The organism is Wolbachia endosymbiont (group B) of Horisme vitalbata (assembly GCF_964028625.1).
In the GTDB taxonomy this organism is placed as follows: domain Bacteria; phylum Pseudomonadota; class Alphaproteobacteria; order Rickettsiales; family Anaplasmataceae; genus Wolbachia.
Map to the genome: position 1 here is coordinate 147,119 of NZ_OZ034797.1, position 13,797 is coordinate 160,915.

The following is a 13,797-nucleotide window of genomic DNA, read 5'->3' on the forward strand; positions in this document are numbered from 1 at the left end:
CTCCTATTTTTTGCTTACCTCATCATACTCTTTTCTTCATTACCTTTCAAGACAGGTTCTAAGCTATAACAAAGGTTTTATCCTTGCAACAATAATTGATGAGAAATTAAATGAGGTTAGTAATGGAAGGTATAACTTATTGACTACTATAAATAGTATAATAAGTGAAATAACTTCAAAGAAAGTTAATTTTAATGTTGACTTATTTGCAAGTCATTTAAAACATTACTTACCAGAGTCTTTTATAAAAGACATCATAGCCTCTATAAGAGATTCTAGCATACTTCTCAGTTTGTTACCTAGTAGATTACTCAATAAAAATTTAACTTTCCAAGATACTGATAAGTATAGTGATATATGCTTTAACTTAACCAGAAGTCTAGAGCTACAAAAAATACGTGGGGTTAAATTAGGTAGTGATTGCCATAATATGGGACTCAAGAATGGTCAAGAACTAAAGTGTTATAGTATTGACTTTAATAGTGGTAATATTAAGTTAAAAGTCCTTGAAAACAAGATACCGAAAGTTATACATTTGAAAGCAAATAAAATGACGAGTAGCATTCCAATATATAAATAGCTCAGATAAATGCTTGACAAAAGCTATAGTAAACCTAGACTTTGCTATTTTAAGGCAAAATAATTATGGTAAACAATAAAGAAAAACAAGTGGATTTATTATTAGAGCTTCTTAGCGCTAATATCGGTCAAGTTAGTAGTAGTGTCATACTTAAAAGAATAGAAAAGCTTTCAGATAATTTTCATGGTAGAAATAATCACAATAGCCATTGTCAGTTTGATAGAGATGGTGGAGGGCATGGTAATATATGCTGGGCAGATAAGATAAAAGAAGACTTAAGTAAAATTAATAGCGGAAAGGGTAAGGAAGTGTCCAGGTAATTTCCACGATAGAAGTAATTACTTTAAGCACAATAGTTACTGTCAATTTGAATGTGAGGTATGTTAGTGAAGGCTGGTGTTATACTTAAAACTATAGAAAGGTGTAATATTAATTGCACCTACTGCTATTATTTTAATAAAGCTGACCAATCGTGGCGCAATCGAAAGCCTCATATATCGATGGAAATGATTGATAAGTTCAATGATCTTATTTCTCAAGGAGAACATGTGTCCCTCATAAATTTGTCGAATATAACATCAGCAATACTAGTTGGGCTAAGTTCTTATCAGATAAATTTTTTAATAACTTTTTGAGTGATATGGAAAACAGGCCTGATGATTGTAAGCAGTGTTGTTATGAAAATATTTGTGGTGGGGGAAGTTATGGTAACAGGTTTAACCCTGCCAACGTAAGTTTTAATAATCCTTCAGTATATTGTGAGGGATTTTTGGCAAAGGATTATACAATTTCTTTTAATGCATGGATTTTCTAAAGAAAAATTACGGCAGGTATTATTGAATAGTGATACTGAAAAAGCAGCTTAATGGTAGTGTATAAAAGGTATTTACTAGACGTTTTTCTATAATCTAATTAGCATCTAGAGGATTGACTTTATGAATATCGTCCTCTAAACTGCCGTTACCAAGATTCGAACTTGGGACCTCGTCATTACCAATGACGTACTCTACCACCTGAGCTACAACGGCAAGTTCACGTATTATGATAATGAATAACATGAAAAAAAATAAGGAAAAAGAAGAAGAGAGAAAAAGATTGGCAAAAGCTTTAAAGCAAAATATTCTAAAAAGAAAAAAACAGCAACAGAGTAGACAAGATGCCAGAACTCCCAGAAGTGGAAGTCATCTCTAACTTCTTATTTGATAAAATCAAAAATAAGAAAATAAGTAATGTTACAGTCAATAATTGGAATTTGCGTGTACCAATAACGAAGAATATGGATGATTTGCTAAAGGGCAAAGTTATAAATGATATCAAGCGTAGAGGTAAATATATAATCTCGAATATAGATGCTAGTATGGCTGTAATCATACACCTTGGCATGAGCGGAAAGCTTATATATGCTGAAGACAATCAAGCACAGAACAAACATGATCATGTGATATTCTTATTTTCTGACAACACTTCACTAATCTTTAATGACCCAAGAAGGTTTGGATTAGTGATTGTTTTAAACAGAGAGCAAGAACTAAATTTTTTTAATAACCTAGGAATAGAACCCCTCACGAATGAATTTGACGGAAATTATTTACAGAAGTTGCTAAAGAACAGAAAAGCAAATATCAAATCAGTATTAATGAATAATAAGCTAATAGTTGGCGTAGGTAACATATATGCTTCTGAGAGCTTATTTAGAGCTCGCATATCACCACTTAGGCTAGCACAAGATTTAACATATATAGAGTGCGAAAAACTTGCTATCGAAATAAAAAATACTCTGAGTGATGCAATTGCTGCTGGTGGTTCAACACTGAAAGATTATGCACAACCATCTGGATCTGCTGGATACTTTCAAAATAACTTTTACGTATATGGTAAAGTGCAAAAACCTTGCAGAATCTGCAACAATATCATAACACTTATACGACAAAATGGTCGTAGCACTTATTTTTGCAATGCATGTCAGAATTAAATTTTATTTTTGCATATGACACTCTTACCTGAAAAAGATCCTTTTGATTTGTTCTCAAAGTGGTATCAAGAAGTACTTAATTTTCCGTGTAAAGAGTCAACTGCAATGACGCTAGCAACGTGTAGCAAAGACTGCATTCCATCTGCAAGAGTGGTATTACTAAAGGAATATAGTAAAGAAGGTTTTGTGTTCTTTACTAACGTAAACAGTAGAAAAGGAAAAGAATTGACTGAGAACCCCAAAGCTGCACTCGTATTTCATTGGACAGAATTTTCTAGACAAGTACGAATTGAAGGAGAAGTTAGGCTTCTAAGCGGCAAAAAGGCTGACGAATATTTCTCTTCTCGAGCACGTGATAGTCAAATTAGCGCGTGGTGCTCAAAACAATCAAGAGTTCTGAAAAATTGGCAAGATTTTGAGCAGGCTATAGAATTGAAAGAGAAAGAATTTCACAATACACAAGTTTCTCGTCCTGACTTTTGGGTGGGATTTTGCGTAATCCCAAAGGTAATTGAATTTTGGCAAGAAGGTGAATATAGGAGACACACTAGATTTAGATATACTCTTGTTGAGAAAAGCAATTGGAAAGTGGAACAATTATATCCCTAACGTTAGAGAAAGCTACTCTGCAGATCAAAGATAAGGATTTATTGTCATAACAAGGAAAGTAACTTTTTATGGCTTAAAAACTTGTTGTATGTAACGTATTGTAATACTTACGCAAAATATTTTAGTGCATTCTCAAATATGAGCATTCCATCACCATATTTTGGCATAGCCACTCCTGAACGTTTACATTTTTCTTTTTCAAGAGGCCAGTTGTCCTGCTGAGTAAAAAATATTCCTCTCTCTGGGTGAGGCATTAAAGCTAAAACTCTTCCACTTTTATCTGATAAAGCTGCCAGGTCGTATATAGATCCGTTTGGATTGTAAGGAAATTGTAAATTTGCATAGTCACCATTTTCATCAACGTAACGCAGTGCAACGGAATTATTTTCAATCAATTGATTCAAAGTATCTTGATCCATAAAAAATTTGCCTTCCCCATGAGCAATAGGGAGATATAGTTCACTCAGGCCCCGTAGCCAAACAGAATTACTCTGCGGATTAACTCTCACTCTAATCCAACGACATTGGTAATTACCTATATCATTAGAGGTTAAAGCTAGATTAGAGAATTCTGGAACTAATTTTACTAATATCTGGCAACCATTACATATCCCTATAATAAGCTTATCCTGAGATAAGAAATTTTGAAATTCGTCTAACAAGTTGTTTTTTATACGCAAAGCAAATGCATTACCAGCACCAGTATCATCACCATAGGAAAAACCTCCTGGAATTGCAAGTATATTGCTTAATTTCAGTTCACTTGGATTATCTATAATATCATTAATGTGAACGATTTTTACTTCAATATTATTAATACCAAGCTTTCTGCTGCATTCCATAAATGCAAATGCAGTTTCTTTTTCGCAATTTAAGCCATAACCAGATAGGATTGTAATTTTCATGAATCAAAAAACTCGAACTTTCTTTTTACAAAATTTGCTATTAAATTCAAAGCAAATAGCATTAACAATAAAGCTATAATTGCAATGGCAGCAAGCTCAATAAATGCAATTTCAGGACTACTTGACCATATGTATATTTGTACAGGTAAAACAGTTGCCGGATCGAAGAAGGATGTAGGTGTATCAGCAATAAATGCTACCATGCCTATCATAAGTAAAGGGGAAGATTCGCCTAAAATCCTTGCAATTGCAAGCACTGCACCATGTATTATCCGTGGCAACGCAATCGGTAAAGAGTGATCCAATATCACCTTGATGTGAGGTGCACCTAGCGCAAACGCTGCATCTTTTATTGCAATAGGAACGTTTGTAAAGGCATTTTTTGTTGCAATAATAATATTAGGCAGCATCATAAATGAAAGAGTCATCCCGCCAACAAGCGGTGAAGAACGGGGTAAACCAAATATGCCCAAGTAGAGAGTCAGTCCTACCACACCAAATATTATCGAAGGCACTGCAGCAAGGTTATTCATGCTAATTTCTACAATACTGGTTATTAGCCTATTTCTAGGCATAAATTCATAAAGACAGATACCTGACATAATTCCTATTGGCAATGCCAACGCTAAGCATACTATAATTGTCATTAATGAACCGATAAATGCCCCTAAAATCCCTGCATTCTCAGGCTCACAAGAATCAGACTTAAGAAACAGAGACTTATTAAAAAATTTTCTTACTCTTCCCTTCTCTTTTAACCAATCAAGTAATTTAGCATAATGATCATTCAAACATTTATTTTTATATAGTGAATTGATCACACTCGATGCGGTAAACCAAATCTCATATTCACCACTATCTTTTACTTTCTTACGAAAAAATTTCTCTAGTTCTTTGTAAGAATTACGACTTAAAATTTCGTCACTGTCTTTAAAGTCAATTCCTTCAAACACTTTATGTAAAGAGTTATTGAGTAGTCTAATGGACTTATATCGTAAATCACCAGGATTATTAGTTAAAATAAGATCAGCATTTATTTCAACTGGCAATAAAATTTTCGTTACTGTTAAAGCACTGTAAGAGTTAACTAATATACTTAGTAATATACATATAGGACACCCAATTGAGACAATCAGTGCTGTAAAAGAGCAAAAGCATAAAATGCTGTTCTTTTTATTTTTTCTTTTTACACGAGCATGTACGCGCTTAGATTGAAGTAACTTAAGGAAGTTTTTCTTTATTATACCCATTTACTTTTCTTTACATGAGGATTTGAAAAGACTTTCCCCTTTTTCCAGTGCTTGACACTGAGATCTAACAGGCTTTGCCTGCAAATAATTTTTATATTTTCCATGAAAGCACAAACCAAAAGGAGAATCTGGATCCCAGTGTCAAACATTGGGATGACACCACAGCAGGAGGCAAAGTACAGTTGTGCGCCACACACTGGGATAATAAGAGAGAGTTTTGAGATGATACAATTGACATCACTCCCTATTGTATCTACTTAGATTTTTTTTTAACATAAGTAGTACGTTCTTTGATCCTTGCAGCTTTCCCAAATAGCTTGCACAGATAATATAATTTTGCTCTACGGACCTTTCCCTTTCTTATCACTTGTACTGAAATTAATGCAGGAGAGTAAACAAAAAATTGTGATACTATACTTTCTCCATGACTTACCTTTCTAACTGAAAAAGAAGAGTGTAATCCACGATTTCTTTTTGATATACATACGCCCTCAAATATCTGTATACGCTCACCCGTACTATCAACTACCTTAAAAGTGACCTTCAAATCATCGCCAGGACAAAAAGCTGGCATCTCTTTGGCTAACCTTTGTATTTGTTGTTCGTTAAATTTTTCAAGTAAGTTTGTCATTTATCATCTCCATTCAACAATTCAGGTCGACGTTCCTTTGTTCTAACATATGACTGTTCCCTTCTCCAATCACTTATTTTTCTGTGATTGCCAGACAAGAGAACCTCAGGAACTTTGTACCTACTCCACTGCTCAGGCCTAGTATATTGAGGATATTCAAGCATACCACCACTATAACTAAAACTTTCTTCAGTAACGCTATCGGAATTACTTACTACACCTGGAAGAAGCCTAACGCATGTATCAAGAACTACCATTGCAGCTGGCTCACCTCCCGAAAGTATATAATCTCCAATACTTAACTCATAAGGAGTATACACATCAATTACTCTTTGGTCAACACCTTCAAATCGACCACACAATATTGTTACATGAGGAATTTCTGTTAACTCCTTTGCAATGCTCTGATTAAATTTTGTACCAGATGGAGTCATATAAATAAATCTAGTATTTTTATGAGCAGAAAGCACATTATCAACTGCATTACCAATCACATCTGGGCGCATAACCATCCCTGCTCCACCTCCGTATGGAACATCATCCACAGTTGAATGTTTATCTTTTGCAAAAGAACGAATATTTATTACTTCAAGGTTCCATATTTTTTTTTCTAACGCTTTTCCGGCAAGAGAATAGTTCAAAAACCCGGGGAACATTTCTGGAAATATGGTTAACACTGTAACACTAAACGTCATTAGCAAATTTGTAGTAAACTAAGCAGCAATTTGATATTATCTTATAGTATACAGCTAAATCAATCATGTCACTGAATAAAACGATATACGAAGGTAAAGCCAAAGTCATTATTGAAACTGAAGACTCATCAACTGTTATACAGTACTTTAAAGATGATGTTACAGCGTTCAACAAGGAAAAATATGAAATTATTGAGGGCAAAGGAATAATTAATAATCATGTTAGTGCTTTTATCATGGAAAAGCTTGAAGAAGCAGGAATTAGCACGCACTTTATAAACACTTTAAACGAAAGAGAACAGCTAGTCAAAAAACTCAAGATAATACCTCTTGAGATAGTGGTTAGAAACATTGCAGCTGGCAGCTTTTGCAAACGTTTTAATATCAAAGAAGGTGAGACACTTACATCTCCTATAATCGAGTTTTTTTACAAAAATGATGACCTAGCCGACCCAATGGTGAATGAAAATCACATACTATATTTTGGTTGGTTATCCCATAAAGAAATGGAAGAAGTTAAAACTACAACTTTAAAGATCAACAAAATCTTAGTCGACCTATTTTCAAATGCAAATATATATTTAGTTGATCTCAAGTTAGAATTTGGCAAATTGATAAACAACAGCACTAAAATCATTTTAGCCGATGAAATCAGCCCTGATAATTGTAGGCTATGGGATAAAAATACGCATAAAAAGCTAGACAAAGATGTTTTCCGTTTAAATCTAGGAAACTTAAAGGAAGCATACTCAGAAGTTGCAAAAAGACTGTCAGTAAAGTTAGACTAACTAAATACTACTCTATCAAGTGGAGGGTTACATGCCTCATCAAGTTTTCCAATAATCTCAATTTTTTCTCCACGCTTTTGGAAATGGCTTTCCACATCCTTGATATTATCGGGATCTACAATCAGTACTATACCTATGCCGCAATTAAATGTTTTTAACATTTCTCTCTTTTCTATTTTGCCTTCTTCTTTCAGCCATAAAAATATATCTGGCCATTTCCAAGAATTAATATTTATGTCTACAAATAAATTTCCTGAGAGAATTCTTGGAATATTGTCTATTAACCCGCCACCTGTTATATGCGCAATGCCTTTTACCTTTGGCATAATAGGCAACAAAGAATCAACATATATCTTTGTTGGCTTAAGTAATATTTCACCCCAAGATTTATTATTCCATGGAGATATATCATTATAATTTATACCTAAGCTTTTAAAAATATGGCGCACCAAAGAAAATCCATTTGAGTGAATTCCATTTGATTCTAAACCAACTACACAGTCACCTGCTTTCATTATACTACAATTTGGAAGAATTTGCTTTCGATCAACAACACCAACCACAAACCCTGCAAGGTCATAGTGATTATTACCATACATTCCAGGCATTTCTGCAGTTTCTCCACCAACTAATGCTATTTTAGATTCCTTGCACCCTTCTGCAATGCCCTGGATTACAGACAATAAAACGTTTTTGTTTAAAACGCCTGTTGCAAAGTAATCAAGGAAAAATAAAGGTGTTGCTCCTTGTGCAAGTAAATCATTTACACACATTGCAACTAAGTCTATACCTATAGTATCATGCTTATTCACCTCTTGAGCTATTAATAGTTTTGTGCCCACTCCATCAGTTGAGGAAACAAGTACTGGATGGTCGTATTTCTTACTCAGCGAAGAAAAGTCAAACAATGCAGAAAATGATCCTACTTCACTAATTACTTCTTCTCCTTTAGTCTTTTCAATAATAGGTTTAACTTTTTTTATTAGTTCATTATATAGTTTAAGGTCTATTCCAGATTTAGCATAAGTATTCATAACGCCTTCATAAATCTTATAATTATTAATACTACATTAATGCTTTGACACAAAAAGCGCAACGAAACTTTCTCTTAAATTGACTACTACATGCCTACCAATATAGGGTTAACTTAAATCATTTATACTTTTATCCAATGAATAAAAACATAATGTTAATAACAGAGTGCCTATCAGGACGAATTCTTCATGATTTTGCTAGTTCTATGCAAGGAATAGTGGGTGGATTGGAAGAGCTTGAAGAAAACAACCCTAATATGCAAAACGAAGCATTGTCATTGCTTAAAGAAAGCTCCGATGATTTAATATATAAATATAAAGTTATGAAGCAAGCGTATTCTCATTCATCAGATAATTGCAGCTTTGTTAAGACTAAATCCAATATAGAAAATTATTTATTAAAAAAAAAGTAAAGCTTCAGTGGAGAGTAAGTGAATGTCCTACAGAAAACTTAATTGAAAAAATAAATAAGATAATTTCCAATATGGTGATAACTATAATCAGTGCAGTGGCACAAATTGAATTAGTGTCTATTTTACTGACTAAAACAGAAGATAAAACACTACTCACTATAAAAGTAGTAAATGAACATAAATCAATAAGTACATTATTAGTGAGCAAATTAACAAAAAAAAATGATATTCGTTTGGATACAAAAGACATTATTATCTATATGACTTCTTTACTGTTAGAACAGTATAACACTCAAATCAATTGCACTTGTGAAAGTAATTCACTGAATATAGGCTTAACTATAACTTGAGGTGGCTTCATATTTCATAAAAAGGAATCGATACTATAAATTTGAATCTTGGATAAGGAAAGGAAAAATTTTGTGGAGTAACTTAGACATAAAATCTGTAGTTTATTTAACACTCCCCTTTTTCCTGCAGTAATGAATTATTATGAAGCTTGCATTTTCTGTCGCTTACTACTGGGATAGCTTAACAGTTGCAGTGCATGTCTATCAATGATAAAATGAAGATCAGTTTATTTTGATACTATGATTAGGGTACTCTTTGTTGCACTATTATTTTTTTGTGGTGGTTATGCACTTGCAAAACAGGAACCAAGACCAATAGCTGGTGATAACCACATAAAGGTAATGAATTATAATCCACAGGCTATACATAAGTACACGGGCTTTTATGGTTATCAATCCAGCATATTGTTTGAGCCAGGGGAGGTAATAGAGAGTCTTTCAATGGGTGATGCAACCGGTTGGCAACTCCTTCCTCAAGGTAATAGATTATTTATTAAGCCTATAGATGATATTGCCGATACTAATGCAACTATAATTACCAATAAAAGAGTTTATTATTTCGAATTTCATGCTGAAGAAGCAAACGGGCTAGATGATCCAAGGTTAGCATATGAAGTAAGGTTTCTTTATCCACTGTTCAACAGTGATGAAATTTATTCAACGAGTAACGGTGATATTCTAGAGCAAGCTAGTCATACCACTATCCCTGATATAAGTGATATTGAGGTTATAAAGAAAGGCTTGAATTTTAACTATTCCATCTCGCACGTTAAAGGCAGTCAATCAATAATACCAATTAAGGTTTTTGATGACGGAAAATTTACATATCTACAATTTAATAAAATAAACTCTGATTTCCCGGCAGTTTTTATGGTTGATTCTGCAGGATATGAATCCTTGATAAATTTTCGTACAGTTGATGACTACCTGATAATTGAAAGAGTAAGCTCGGTATTTACCTTAAGAAACGGATCAAGCACAGTCTGCCTGTTTAATGAAAACATACCTTTCAAAAAAGGTAAGTGATTAAAGGCTATAGTATTCTTATAGGTGCAAAATTCTTTCTATGGTGCTTCGTAATTCCATGAAGGCCAATAGCGCTGAGGTGTTCTTTTGTTCCATATCCCTTATTTTTATACCAATTATATTGAGGATGTTTATTATGCAATTCTTCCATAAGCCGATCTCTTGTAACTTTTGCAACGATTGAAGCAGCTGCGATTGATATACTTAAGCTATCACCATTCACTATAGATTTTACTTGCCATTTTACTTCAGGTGGTTGATTACCATCAACTAGCACATAATCTAGTTCTAGATTCAAGTTTGCCAACGCACGTTTCATTGAAAGCTTTGTTGCTTGCAAAATATTGTATGAGTTTATTTCTTCTACGCTTGCCATTCCTATACCAAATTTTGCAACAGACGTTATTTTTTCGTATAGAACTTGCCTACACTTAGGGGTTAGCTTTTTTGAGTCGTTTATTCCATCAATAACCGTATCTCTATCAGTAAATATTACAGCTGCAGATATCACTGGACCGGCAAGCGGACCTCTTCCAACTTCATCTACTCCTGCTATAATTCCTGATAATGTATCTTCTAATGTGAAATCTGGATATTTCATAATTCCTATAATAAGAAAGTTAAAGCAAAAATCGAACAAGCAATAGAAATTATCCAAAATTTTATAACTATTGTATTTTCTGACCACCCTTTCTTTTCAAAGTGATGATGTATTGGTGTCATAAGGAAAATTCTTCTTCCTGCTCCATATCTAAATTTTGTATATTTAAAATATGATACCTGAATAATCACAGATAAAGTCTCTATTACAAAGATTATTCCAATAACGGCAAAAAGCATTTCTTTTTTAATTAGAACACTAGTGAGTCCTAAAGCTGCACCGATTGATAGGCTTCCAACATCACCCATAAATATTTTTGCTGGATGTGTGTTAAACCACAAGAAACTTAAAATAGCTCCTATAAATGCAATGCAGAATAAAGTAATGTTTACATCTGTCTGAGTGATGTATGCAATTAGCCCCAAAAAAGCAAAGGAAGTAATGGCTTGAGTTGCAGCAAGGCCATCTAGGCCATCTGTAAGATTCACAGCATTAGAAGAGCCGACAATTACAAATGCAGCAAACGGAAGATATAGATAGCCAAGGTCGATTGCTACTTCTCTAAATAGAGAAATTTTTGTAAAACCTTCAGCAGATTGTAGCTTAAGTATAAACATACAGACCAGAGTAACGACAAACTGAATAAGTATTTTGGTTTTTGCACTTAAACCTCGGTGGTGATTTGTCTTCAATTTTAAATAGTCATCAATAAATCCAAGTAGAGCAAAAAATAGAGTTATAAATACCAGCAATGAAATTTCTGGTGTTAATTGAGTCCAAAGCAGGATTGGTAATAAAGCAGAAGTTAGTATTATTATTCCACCCATAGGTGGTATATTCTTTTTTGTTATTAAATGACTTTCTGGTCCATATGATCTGATTGGTTGTCCATCTTTACTTATCTTTTTTAGAAGTTTTATAAAATAGGGAAAGAGAATAAACCCAAAAATAAATGAGATAAAAAACGTCTTTGTAGATGAGATCACCTGCCTATTCAAAATTAACTAGATATTATACCAAAAGCTTTACCTAATCTCAATTTATACCTTTTTATCAGCTCATTTTATTTGGAGTAAATTTAGTTATTGATTAGTTATAGCAAAGTTTGCATACTGATATTTAGTTAATGGTAAGAGGTAGCATATGTTAGATTATATTAAAAAGCTTTTTTGGGCTACTACAGTACCTGATAATGAGAGTAGAGTTAAAAGTTCTTACACGCATATAGTAGAGAAACCTTCTTTTGGTGATGCAGCTTCAAAGTTGAGTAAGGAAGAAAGGTCAGAAGAGCATCTTGTTCTTCTAAAAGGTAAAGGCAATAGCTCTGGTACAACTGTAACAGAAGGATCGTCTAGTATTCAGAATGCAGTATCAGGCAAGAACAAGCGTGAATATATTAAATTAGACAGTGATGAAGAATGGGATAAATTCTTTAAGTTACAGAATGATCCAGACACTAATACTACGAACAAAGAGCCTTTTTCTCCGAAGAAAGGAGAATCTCACTATCATGGCAAAGAGATCATAGGTAAAATTGCTGACCAAATTAAAGCAGAGATATCTGAAGGTATGAAAAATCATACTATAGGGTCCATAATGATAAAAGAAGGCAAAAGGGAAGGGAATATTGTTTATCCTACCGTGAGAGTTGTGCTACATGCCAATAAAGAAGGAGTAGATATAGCTAAACTTCTAGGCGGTAGTATATGTAAAGAGTATGGTGTAAGAACAATTACATTTTGTCATCCTAATCAAGAAAAAAAGAGAGGGGCATGTTGCTATATTAATAATGATAGTGATAATGAGGAAAGAGTTTATGAAATAATTAGTGGGTTATATGAAATGACTTTAAAGTGGTATGTTGATGGAAGAGAATGCAAAGTTAAAGTTAACATTGATGGTAAGAATGGTGTAACTCTCCTTGAAGGCAACGGTGTTACTGCAGAGCAGTTGCGTGCAAATAAAGAAGTCAAAATAGGTAAGAGACGTGAGCCAAAATCTTTATATGAAGCGTTAGTACCGCAATTGCAACAAAAGAGCTCTGAATCAGTCAAGGTTTTACAGCAGCCTTCAACAGATGTAACAAATGTGACAACAACACCAACTTCTACTTCTCAGAGATGCTCTTGACTAAATAAATAAGAAAAAGCAAAAATAGTATAACTTGCTTACAAATGTAAGTAACTTGTACTTCTATGATGAATAACACAATATTACCAAGAAATTTCTATGAACGGCCAACTTTAACCGTAGCTGGGGAGCTGCTAGGGAAGATTCTGAAATTTTCTAATTTTAGTGGAATAATAACTGAAGTTGAAGCGTATATAGGAATGGATGACCCAGCTTGTCATGCAGCAAGAGGCTATACTAATCGAACCTCAGTAATGTTTGGTACGCCAGGGTTTTCGTACGTATATTTTATATATGGAATGTACTATTGTCTAAATATTGTAACAGAAGCAGAAGGATTCCCAGCAGCAGTGTTAATACGAGGATTAAAGCTCACTGAACCGCTTGAAGCAAATTTAGGCGGGCCAGGCATACTGTGCAAAAAATTAAACATTACAAAAGAACATAATAAACAAGACCTTACTATAAGTCATGAATTTTGTCTCTATGAATATCACCTCAAACCAGATTATGTGTGCACTCCAAGAATCGGAATTAGTAAAGGCAAGGAGAAATTTTGGCGATTTAAAAGTTGCGTTTTAGCAGAAATGCCTAAAATCACACTCAACAATAAATATAGACCTCCTGCATAAACTAGATAAAAAGGCAAATAGCCTTTTATGTTTACCAACAATAGACTTCTTGGATAACCTAAGGATATTTTTTGATCTTCTATGGGGGAGTTAAACATTCCCTTTTTATAAAACTTTTGCATACTCCTATTTAACTTTAATAGCTCTTTATCTTCCTGAAATCTGGATGTTTTATCAATGC

19 protein-coding genes and 1 tRNA gene are annotated in these 13,797 nt (G+C 33.6%); 12 read left to right on the forward strand and 8 right to left on the reverse strand.

The features are described from left to right. Window positions 1–10 precede the first annotated feature (10 nt). The 3 genes from ABWU56_RS00795 to ABWU56_RS00805 all read left to right on the forward strand — a co-directional run bounded on the left by ABWU56_RS00795 (window position 11) and on the right by ABWU56_RS00805 (window position 1,394). Complete coding sequence (locus ABWU56_RS00795; protein WP_353281603.1) at window positions 11–580, forward strand: hypothetical protein; 570 nt, start codon at window positions 11–13, stop codon at window positions 578–580. A 65-nt stretch (window positions 581–645) separates the two neighbouring features. Continuing rightward, the gene (locus ABWU56_RS00800; protein ID WP_353281604.1) at window positions 646–900 is read left to right on the forward strand and encodes a hypothetical protein; all 255 of its coding nucleotides are present in this window, start codon (window positions 646–648) and stop codon (window positions 898–900) included. 320 nt (window positions 901–1,220) lie between these two features. Continuing rightward, window positions 1,221–1,394, forward strand: coding sequence for a hypothetical protein (locus ABWU56_RS00805; RefSeq protein WP_179943622.1), 174 nt, complete (start codon window positions 1,221–1,223; stop codon window positions 1,392–1,394). A 141-nt stretch (window positions 1,395–1,535) separates the two neighbouring features. On the opposite strand, the gene ABWU56_RS00810 is transcribed toward ABWU56_RS00805, so the two are convergent. Then, window positions 1,536–1,608 (reverse strand) — tRNA-Thr (locus ABWU56_RS00810). Window positions 1,609–1,627: 19 nt separating this feature from the next. On the opposite strand from ABWU56_RS00810, the gene ABWU56_RS00815 reads away from it, so the two are divergent. The 3 genes from ABWU56_RS00815 to pdxH are packed head-to-tail and all read left to right on the forward strand — an operon-like array spanning window position 1,628 to window position 3,161. Continuing rightward, entirely contained in the window at window positions 1,628–1,771 is a 144-nt protein-coding gene (locus ABWU56_RS00815; protein WP_264685792.1) for a hypothetical protein, read from the forward strand. Continuing rightward, on the forward strand, window positions 1,737–2,552 hold the full coding sequence (mutM, locus tag ABWU56_RS00820; RefSeq protein WP_353281605.1) for a bifunctional DNA-formamidopyrimidine glycosylase/DNA-(apurinic or apyrimidinic site) lyase: 816 nt from the start codon (window positions 1,737–1,739) through the stop codon (window positions 2,550–2,552). Before ABWU56_RS00815 ends, mutM begins: the two co-directional genes overlap by 35 nt. A gap of 15 nt (window positions 2,553–2,567) precedes the next feature. Continuing rightward, on the forward strand, window positions 2,568–3,161 hold the full coding sequence (pdxH, locus tag ABWU56_RS00825; protein ID WP_006014087.1) for a pyridoxamine 5'-phosphate oxidase: 594 nt from the start codon (window positions 2,568–2,570) through the stop codon (window positions 3,159–3,161). Window positions 3,162–3,268: 107 nt separating this feature from the next. Here pdxH and ABWU56_RS00830 read toward each other — a convergent pair whose 3' ends face one another. The 4 genes from ABWU56_RS00830 to trmD all read right to left on the reverse strand — a co-directional run bounded on the left by ABWU56_RS00830 (window position 3,269) and on the right by trmD (window position 6,642). Further along, window positions 3,269–4,066, reverse strand: a complete 798-nt coding sequence (locus ABWU56_RS00830) for a phosphoribosylformylglycinamidine synthase subunit PurQ (RefSeq protein WP_019236865.1) — start codon at window positions 4,064–4,066, stop codon at window positions 3,269–3,271. Continuing rightward, window positions 4,063–5,316, reverse strand: coding sequence for a PstA family ABC transporter permease (locus tag ABWU56_RS00835; RefSeq protein WP_353281606.1), 1,254 nt, complete (start codon window positions 5,314–5,316; stop codon window positions 4,063–4,065). The genes ABWU56_RS00830 and ABWU56_RS00835 overlap by 4 nt, the downstream gene beginning before the upstream one ends. Before the next feature lie 253 nt (window positions 5,317–5,569). Beyond that, a complete protein-coding gene (gene rplS, locus ABWU56_RS00840) occupies window positions 5,570–5,947 on the reverse strand; it encodes a 50S ribosomal protein L19 (protein WP_064085768.1) in 378 nt (125 codons plus the stop codon). Then, window positions 5,944–6,642, reverse strand: a complete 699-nt coding sequence (trmD, locus tag ABWU56_RS00845; protein ID WP_353281607.1) for a tRNA (guanosine(37)-N1)-methyltransferase TrmD — start codon at window positions 6,640–6,642, stop codon at window positions 5,944–5,946. Before trmD ends, rplS begins: the two co-directional genes overlap by 4 nt. Before the next feature lie 65 nt (window positions 6,643–6,707). On the opposite strand from trmD, the gene purC reads away from it, so the two are divergent. Next, a complete protein-coding gene (gene purC, locus ABWU56_RS00850; protein ID WP_264377528.1) occupies window positions 6,708–7,430 on the forward strand; it encodes a phosphoribosylaminoimidazolesuccinocarboxamide synthase in 723 nt (240 codons plus the stop codon). Here the strand turns inward: purC and purM are convergent. Beyond that, the gene (purM, locus tag ABWU56_RS00855; RefSeq protein WP_353281608.1) at window positions 7,427–8,464 is read right to left on the reverse strand and encodes a phosphoribosylformylglycinamidine cyclo-ligase; all 1,038 of its coding nucleotides are present in this window, start codon (window positions 8,462–8,464) and stop codon (window positions 7,427–7,429) included. The two genes, purC and purM, sit on opposite strands and share 4 nt — an antisense overlap. Before the next feature lie 137 nt (window positions 8,465–8,601). On the opposite strand from purM, the gene ABWU56_RS00860 reads away from it, so the two are divergent. The 3 genes from ABWU56_RS00860 (at window position 8,602) to virB9 (ending at window position 10,253) form a co-directional block, all read left to right on the forward strand. Continuing rightward, entirely contained in the window at window positions 8,602–8,877 is a 276-nt protein-coding gene (locus tag ABWU56_RS00860) for a hypothetical protein (RefSeq protein WP_012481935.1), read from the forward strand. Then, on the forward strand, window positions 8,862–9,227 hold the full coding sequence (locus ABWU56_RS00865) for a histidine phosphotransferase family protein (protein ID WP_264683417.1): 366 nt from the start codon (window positions 8,862–8,864) through the stop codon (window positions 9,225–9,227). Before ABWU56_RS00860 ends, ABWU56_RS00865 begins: the two co-directional genes overlap by 16 nt. A 240-nt stretch (window positions 9,228–9,467) precedes the next feature. Next, window positions 9,468–10,253 carry a P-type conjugative transfer protein VirB9 gene (gene virB9 / locus ABWU56_RS00870; RefSeq protein WP_007302273.1) on the forward strand — a complete coding sequence of 262 codons (786 nt, stop codon included), beginning with the start codon at window positions 9,468–9,470 and terminating at the stop codon, window positions 10,251–10,253. Window positions 10,254–10,260: 7 nt separating this feature from the next. Here virB9 and ABWU56_RS00875 read toward each other — a convergent pair whose 3' ends face one another. Both ABWU56_RS00875 and mraY read right to left on the reverse strand, forming a co-directional pair. After that, window positions 10,261–10,854: a ribonuclease HII gene (locus ABWU56_RS00875; RefSeq protein WP_213863879.1), complete on the reverse strand. Its 594-nt coding sequence runs from the start codon at window positions 10,852–10,854 to the stop codon at window positions 10,261–10,263. A 5-nt stretch (window positions 10,855–10,859) separates the two neighbouring features. Then, window positions 10,860–11,840, reverse strand: a complete 981-nt coding sequence (gene mraY, locus ABWU56_RS00880; protein ID WP_264375220.1) for a phospho-N-acetylmuramoyl-pentapeptide-transferase — start codon at window positions 11,838–11,840, stop codon at window positions 10,860–10,862. Window positions 11,841–11,997: 157 nt separating this feature from the next. Between mraY and ABWU56_RS00885 the strand changes: the two genes are divergently transcribed. Both ABWU56_RS00885 and ABWU56_RS00890 read left to right on the forward strand, forming a co-directional pair. After that, a complete protein-coding gene (locus tag ABWU56_RS00885; protein WP_353281609.1) occupies window positions 11,998–12,984 on the forward strand; it encodes a hypothetical protein in 987 nt (328 codons plus the stop codon). 68 nt (window positions 12,985–13,052) lie between these two features. Further along, window positions 13,053–13,616, forward strand: a complete 564-nt coding sequence (locus ABWU56_RS00890) for a DNA-3-methyladenine glycosylase (RefSeq protein ID WP_010403621.1) — start codon at window positions 13,053–13,055, stop codon at window positions 13,614–13,616. Window positions 13,617–13,797: the final 181 nt, after the last annotated feature.